At 62.4% G+C, this 5,913-nt stretch carries 9 protein-coding genes; 2 read left to right on the top strand and 7 right to left on the bottom strand.

The annotated features are described in order from the left end of the window. Window positions 1-964 (bottom strand): lactonase family protein (locus OXH56_00385; GenBank protein ID MCY3553754.1); only part of this gene is annotated, 964 nt, incomplete at its 3' end. A 212-nt stretch (window positions 965-1,176) separates the two neighbouring features. On the opposite strand from OXH56_00385, the gene OXH56_00380 reads away from it, so the two are divergent. Together OXH56_00380 and OXH56_00375 are read left to right on the top strand one after the other, a co-directional pair. Further along, window positions 1,177-1,431 (top strand): hypothetical protein, encoded by a 255-nt coding sequence (locus OXH56_00380; GenBank protein MCY3553753.1) that lies wholly within the window; start codon window positions 1,177-1,179, stop codon window positions 1,429-1,431. 16 nt (window positions 1,432-1,447) lie between these two features. After that, a complete protein-coding gene (locus OXH56_00375; protein ID MCY3553752.1) occupies window positions 1,448-1,630 on the top strand; it encodes a hypothetical protein in 183 nt (60 codons plus the stop codon). Between the two features lie 28 nt (window positions 1,631-1,658). Here OXH56_00375 and OXH56_00370 read toward each other — a convergent pair whose 3' ends face one another. The 6 genes from OXH56_00370 to OXH56_00345 all read right to left on the bottom strand — a co-directional run. After that, window positions 1,659-2,378 carry an NAD(P)-dependent oxidoreductase gene (locus OXH56_00370; GenBank protein ID MCY3553751.1) on the bottom strand — a complete coding sequence of 240 codons (720 nt, stop codon included), beginning with the start codon at window positions 2,376-2,378 and terminating at the stop codon, window positions 1,659-1,661. Window positions 2,379-2,405: 27 nt separating this feature from the next. Then, complete coding sequence (locus OXH56_00365) at window positions 2,406-3,176, bottom strand: NAD(P)-dependent oxidoreductase (protein MCY3553750.1); 771 nt, start codon at window positions 3,174-3,176, stop codon at window positions 2,406-2,408. A 55-nt stretch (window positions 3,177-3,231) separates the two neighbouring features. Next, window positions 3,232-4,053 carry an amidohydrolase family protein gene (locus OXH56_00360; GenBank protein ID MCY3553749.1) on the bottom strand — a complete coding sequence of 274 codons (822 nt, stop codon included), beginning with the start codon at window positions 4,051-4,053 and terminating at the stop codon, window positions 3,232-3,234. Between the two features lie 16 nt (window positions 4,054-4,069). Further along, window positions 4,070-4,936 carry a peptidyl-alpha-hydroxyglycine alpha-amidating lyase family protein gene (locus tag OXH56_00355; GenBank protein ID MCY3553748.1) on the bottom strand — a complete coding sequence of 289 codons (867 nt, stop codon included), beginning with the start codon at window positions 4,934-4,936 and terminating at the stop codon, window positions 4,070-4,072. 98 nt (window positions 4,937-5,034) lie between these two features. After that, the gene (locus tag OXH56_00350; protein ID MCY3553747.1) at window positions 5,035-5,217 is read right to left on the bottom strand and encodes a hypothetical protein; all 183 of its coding nucleotides are present in this window, start codon (window positions 5,215-5,217) and stop codon (window positions 5,035-5,037) included. A 50-nt stretch (window positions 5,218-5,267) separates the two neighbouring features. Next, window positions 5,268-5,913: phytanoyl-CoA dioxygenase family protein (locus OXH56_00345; GenBank protein MCY3553746.1), on the bottom strand; the 646-nt coding region annotated here is incomplete at its 5' end.

The raw sequence follows: 5,913 nt of genomic DNA, 5'->3' as shown, positions 1-5,913 counted from the left end.
TATCGGAGCTCTGGTTGCCGACGAGCACGAAACTGTTGGTCGGATCGATCCCGAAGTTTCTCGGATTTTCGCCGCCCGTGGGTACGATACCGAGCAGCGACAGGCGGCCCGATTCTCCGTCCACGGCGTACATGGCGAGGCTGTCGTGGCCCCGGTTGGAGCCGTAGAGGTACCGGCCGTCGTCCGTGATATGGATGTCCGCCGTATGGCTCACCTCGTCGTAACCGTCGGGCAGCGTCGTCACCGTCTCCAATGCGGTGAGTGTGCCGGCCGACCCGTCGTAGGCAAAGGCCGTGATCGTGTTGCCCATCTCGTTGATGACGTAGGCGAACTTCCGGTTGGGGTGGAATTCGAGGTGCCGGGGCCCGGACCCGGGCGGCACCGACGCCTCCCCGTGGGGCGTCAGCACGGCCGTGTCCGGATCGAGGCGGTAGATCATCACCTTGTCGGTGCCGAGATCCGGCGAGAAGACGAAGTTGTAGTCCAGGTCGTGGCGGATCATGTGGGCGTGGGGTTCCTGCTGCCGGCTCTGGTCGACGCTCGAGCCCGTGTGCTGGATGACCGACGCCGCCTCGCCCAGGGAGCCGTCGTCGTTCACGGGAAAGGAGGAAACGGACCCGCCGCCGTAGTTGGCCGCGAGCACGGCCTTGCCGCTTCGGTGCACGTCGATGGAGCAAGGCCCGGCGCCGCCGGACGACTGGCTGTTCAGGGTTGTGAGCGTGCCGGACCCGTCCACGGCATAGGCGAAGACGCCGCCGTGGGGATCCCCCGTCTCGCCGACGGCGTAGAGGAAGCGGGCGTCGGGGGTCAGGCACAGGAAGGACGGGTTCGTGATGCCGCCCACATGGCTGACGTATTCCATGACGCCGGTGGCGGTATCTACGTCATAGACATAGATGCCCTTGCTGGTAGTCTGGGTGTAGGTGCCGACAAATACGCGAATGGTCCGGGCGTTGCTGGACATGGGGTGGTTCTCCTTGATTGGCTGAATGTATCCGATCTGAAGATGAACTATCTCGATCGGAATCGGTACATACTTCCTGTTTTTTTAAAAAATCGCGAGATTGATTAACGGATTTCCTACTCATTCAATATGACAGATCGTTCTACATAATTGAACACGTTTTTATACCTTGACGATGCCATTGCACAAACCTATAGGAGAAAACCCCAAAGATGAACAATCACAAAACCCAAAGAGACACAGAAGAACTGATGGAGGAAGTGTATTTCAAGGATCAGTGCGTCAAAAGCCGTCTTTCCGGTCTTGAAACTTCAGAAGACAGCATGCGGGAACTCCTGGAATACAATGCTGAACAACTAAAGGATATGAAAAGCGATGCTCGCTGGTGGAGAAACGTCCTGCTATCCTGTGTGTTTGCGATGATTGGACTCCAGGTCACCATTACAATCAAACTGTTATTGGACTGATCGAAGGGAGTAAGCAATGTCGTCGAAGAAAGGCCGGGTACTGACACCCGAGGTCGTTGAGCACATAAAAAGTACGCTGCTGGAAATACTGCATGACGAAGATATCCTGACCCTGGGTATCGAGATCGATATCAAGCTCACAAGCGGTTACCGGGACAAGATCTGGCGAGGCTGGAAGCATCCAAAACCCACCAGCTGACCTTCTCCCCGGGGCGACTGACTGTCCGCTACCCCGCCGGCCTCCGCTGCCACTGCCACCACTCCTCCTGCGGCGCGTATCCCAGGATGCGTTCGGCCTTCTCCAGGCTGTATTTGCCCGGTCCGTAATGGCTGTGCAGGTTGAAGGCCTGGTAGTAGCCGGGCACCGAGGGGAGTTCGAGGCCCTGGAGGCAGGCCACGGCGAGATCGTCGTGGATGATGAGGAATTCTCGTGTTGAATTCTTGCCCGTATGCTCCGTCGGCCGGGGCGCCAGGCCCTGGAACAGGAAGCAGACCGTGTGAATCTCGTGGTGCCGAGCGAAGCTGCGGACGATCTCGTTGCTCAGGTGCTTGGTGATGAAGTAGTAGTCGGAAGACGGGGCGTCGGGCGCGTCGACAGGGATGTCGGTGTCGTGCACGTAGGCCAGGAGCGTCTGGGCCGGGCCGGTGTGGATCACTTTCCGGATCCCGGCGTCGGCAGCCGCCTTCATCACGTTCCAGGCCCCAATGGTATTGACCTGGAAGCTCAGCGTGTCGTCGTGGCGCAGGACCGTGAAGTTCATGACCGCGTCCACGCCCTCCATGGCCTCGCGGACCTGGCCGTAGTCCCGCACGTCCACGTTGAGGACGGGCTTGCCGTCCGGGTGGTCCTTGATGTCGGCCAGCCGCAGGTCGTAATCCCGCTCGAGCGCGGGGGTAATGTGCGGCGCGATGAGCCCGGAAGCGCCGAGCAGCAGGACTTTCTTCATGGATGGCACCTTTAGTGGATTACCCCTTTAGTCCCGCCAGTTCGCGGCGAAGTTGTGGGCCGGCGCGTAGCCGAGATTGCGGGCCTGGTTGATGAGGTACTTCGGGTTCTCCAGGTCGGCGCAGATGTGGTACATGGCGTACCGGCTGGTCCACCAGACCTGGTCCGAGGCCTCTCTTTCCAGGGCGAGGCGGAAGGCCTGGGCCGCATCCCGGTAATCCAGCCACAACAGGTCGGGCGCCTGGCCGGCCAATTCCTCTTCGCTGACGAGGTTGCCCAGTCTGAGTCCCGTGACCGTCACCATGTGGTCCCTTGCGAATTCCCGGGCGGTGTGCTCGCCCAGGTAGCGGGACATGGCCGGCATGTCGGGCTCGGGCAGCGGTTTCCAGAGTTCGCTGATGTATACGTCGTCGGGATAGGGCCGGAAGAGGTCGAGTGTCCCGCCGTAGACGAAACGCTTAACGCCCGCCTCCACGCCGGCCTTGAAGAGCTGGTGCGTGCCCCGCGTGGCCAGTTCCAGGAGGTGCTTCTCGCGCTCCACATCGGACTCCGGCAGGTCCTGCGGCGGCTCGCCCGTGTGAACGACGGCGTCCATGCCCCGGACCGCCTGCCAGGCGAAGTCCTGGTCCAGCAGGCTGCCCTGGGCGGCATCGCCGGCCCATTCGCCGCGCGTTTCGGCCCCGGTCGGGGCTGGCGCTTCGACGGGCGATTCGTCCACGAGGCGAAGCGAATGGCCTTCCAGGGTTTCGGCCACCGCCCGTCCCAGCCGGCTCGCGGCGCCGGTGATCAGGATTTTCATGGCTGCTCCTTTATGACTCGAACTTTTTCTGCGAGTTTGTCGGGTTTAAATCCGACTAATCGTTAAAGGTCCACAGGTCCAGGGCCGTGCCTCCCAGCACGCGGGGCAGGTCCTCCGGCGCGATGAACTTCATCTCGTCGCGGACGACCGTCAGGGTCTGGCCGTACGCCGCGTTCGGAAGGCAGACAGGCCAGTCGGTGCCCCACATGATGCGCTGGCCGCCGAAGGCCTGGTAGACCGCCTTGACCATGGCGTGGGTATCCGACCACGGATAGTCCTGATCCGAAATGGACCAGGTATGGCTGATCTTCACGTATACCCGGGGGTACCGGGCCAGGTCGAGGACGGCCTGGATTTCGTCCGGCCGGGCAGGCTGTGCGTCGGCCATGTGGTCCACGACGACGTCGAGATCGGGAAACCGGTCCAGCAGGCTGGCCAGGTCGGGCAACCGGCCGGGCCGCGTCAGCATGAGCATCGGGACCCTGAGCTCCTCGGCGCGCCGGAAGATGGGCAGCATCAGGGGACCGCGGAACCAGTCGCCCGCCGGTCCTTCGGCGGGACTCAATCTCACGCCCTGGAAGCCGTGCTCCTCCACCCAGTGGGCGAGGTGGTCCGGCGCGGCGGGATCTTTGGGATTGACGCGGCAGACGCCGGCAAACCGGTCCGGGTACGCGCGCAGGACGTGGGAAACGTAGGTATTGTCCCAGCGGTAGCCGATGTACTGCACCAGGACGGTCTTCTCCACGCCGTGCCGGTCCATCAGGGCCAGGAGCATCTCCGCCGTCCGGTCCTCGGCGGGCGGGGCGTCGTTCTCCGCGGACCAGGGGAAGGCGGGATCGTTTATCCAGACGTGGGTATGGGGGTCGATGATGCGCATGGATCTCGTATTGTGATCAACGGGTCCGTACAAACTTCTGCAACCGGGCATCGGCCTGGACTTCACCGACGTAGAGGTCGCCGCGGGAGTCCATCCAGATGCCGTGGGGACATCCGGCAAACTCGCCCGGCCGGTCGCTGCGCCGCCCACCTCCCCAGCTGCTGACGAGGTCGCCGTCAAGAGTGTATACACCCACCTGCTGGTCGAGTTCGGCCACGTATACGATATCCTCTTCCGGATCGAAGAAGGTGGTGTCGGGCTTGCCGGGAACGGCGCGTTCCTCGAGGTAGTTTCCTTCCAGGTCGAAGAGCTGGATGCGTTCGTTGGTGCGATCGCATGCCCAGAGCCGGTCGTAGCGGTCGATGCGGACGCAATGGCTGAGTTCGAACTGGCCCGGAGCCGAGCCCCAGCTTCCCCAGGAGTGAATGTGGCGGCCCTCGCCGTCGTAATGGTGGATTCGGGCATTCTCGTAGCCGTCGGACACGTAGATGTCGCCGTTCGGCGCGACGACGGCATCGGTGGGCTTCCGAAAAGGATCGCCGTCCGTCGCCCCGGGGACGCCGGGCATGCCGATCACCCTCACCTGGTTTCCATCGCGGTCGAACTTGCGGACGCAGTGATCCAGCCAGTCGGTGAGGTAGAGGTTGTCCTCGCCGTCGATGTAGATACCGTGCGCATCTTTGAGTATGCCGTCGCCGATCGTCTTGATGAACTGTCCATCGCGGTCGAACACGATTAAAGGATGCTCGCTCCTCGAGTACACGTACACCCGGTCCTGCGAATCGCACGCCACGCCCGTAATCCAGCCGAAGGACCAGCCCTCCGGCAGGCTGTACCAGTTCTCCTGCAATTCGTAGGTATACGCGCCGCTGCCGAAACTCATGGGAATGCCTCTTTCACGTTGTCGTTTCGTATTAATATGGATCGTATTAATGCGGTTATTTACAGTGATGGTCAGTTACGCAATGAAGACGCGTACGACTACGTGTCGCAACGCTGACCGCCCGGATTCTGGAATGCCGTCTCGACGGCAGAATACAGATGGACGATCCAGCCGTAACCCAGCATCCACAGCATGACCGCGAGGACGAAATGGATGACGGCGGCCGGCCTGCGGCCCTGGTACAACTGCCCCAATCCGGGGACGACCAGACTGAATACCATGGCGCCAAACCTGGTGCCCAGGGGGGAGCCTCAAAGCATGATGGTTCTCCTTAAGGTGCCTGCGCAACCCGGTGGGCCTGCCTGGGATTGCGGCGCTGTTCCTCGAGGGCTGCGACCCAGCTGTCCGCCCAAGCCTGGTGATCGGTCAGTACGCGCTCAGGATTCGATCGGCTCCGAACGCAGAAGTCGGGAAAGAAAGGCCGGCCCGTCGGCGCGCCATAGGCCACGTACCGCAGGTCCAGGCTCCAGCGCACGTCCCATTCGGTCAGGTTCGGTGTGGACCGGTGAGGCGTATACTGGCTCAGGAAGACGACCCCGCCCTTGCGCACTTCGGCCGGTTCCGCCTCGGTCTCGGGCATGAGGTCGGGTTTGATGCGCGTGCCCGCGTCAGATACGTGGTCGAGATGACCGGTTTGAATCACGTCCGGGATCACCTCCAGGCATCCCCGTTCCACCGTGGCGTCCACCAGTGGCAGCCAGCAGGTCAGCGCCAGGGTCCGGTCCGACTCCGCCCAGCTCACCCCCGAATCCTGGTGCCAGGGCACATTGTACGACGGGCTGGCGTCCAGCCGCGACGGCGGCTTGGCCCGGATGTGCTGGATGGGCGAGCACGTGATGTCGGGGCCGACGAAGGATTCCACGGCGTCGAGCAGGTTGTCGTTCCGAAGGAAGTCGAAGACTGGTTCCGCCCGCAGA

The sequence above is a fragment of the Gemmatimonadota bacterium genome, assembly GCA_026702745.1.
Lineage (GTDB): Bacteria > JAAXHH01 > JAAXHH01 > JAAXHH01 > JAAXHH01 > JAAXHH01.
Note: the sequence above shows the minus strand (reverse complement) of the source record. Positions and strands in the feature narration are given on the sequence as shown.